The organism is Tritonibacter sp. SIMBA_163 (genome assembly GCF_046535935.1).
GTDB classification, from domain to species: domain Bacteria; phylum Pseudomonadota; class Alphaproteobacteria; order Rhodobacterales; family Rhodobacteraceae; genus Epibacterium; species Epibacterium scottomollicae.
In genome coordinates this window covers 1-260 of record NZ_JAWJBP010000708.1, presented here as the reverse complement: position 1 = coordinate 260, position 260 = coordinate 1, and the positions used below count along the sequence as shown (strand labels likewise).

Genomic DNA, 260 nt, shown 5'->3' with positions numbered 1-260 from the left:
CCGGTCAAACTAAAATTCAGTCACAAAAGCAGTATCAAATTCAATGAAGCATATCTATAGATAGGGGGTCCGTCATGGCTGAAATATTCATTTTATCGCCAGAAGACGAACTTTTGGCTGTTCTGTCCAGTGACGGACAGGACTCATGTAATTTTTGGGATGCAAAATATAAAGAAGAACTCAACTTGGGTTCTTCTTTTTCTTTTATTGCTGACGCTTCTCATCCAGATGCGCGTTATCTTTTTGAAGAGAATCAAGTC

1 protein-coding gene is annotated in these 260 nt (G+C 38.8%); it reads left to right on the top strand.

The annotated features are described in order from the left end of the window. Positions 1-74: 74 nt before the first annotated feature. Positions 75-260 (top strand): hypothetical protein (locus tag R0J92_RS24170; RefSeq protein WP_411053548.1); only part of this gene is annotated, 186 nt, incomplete at its 3' end.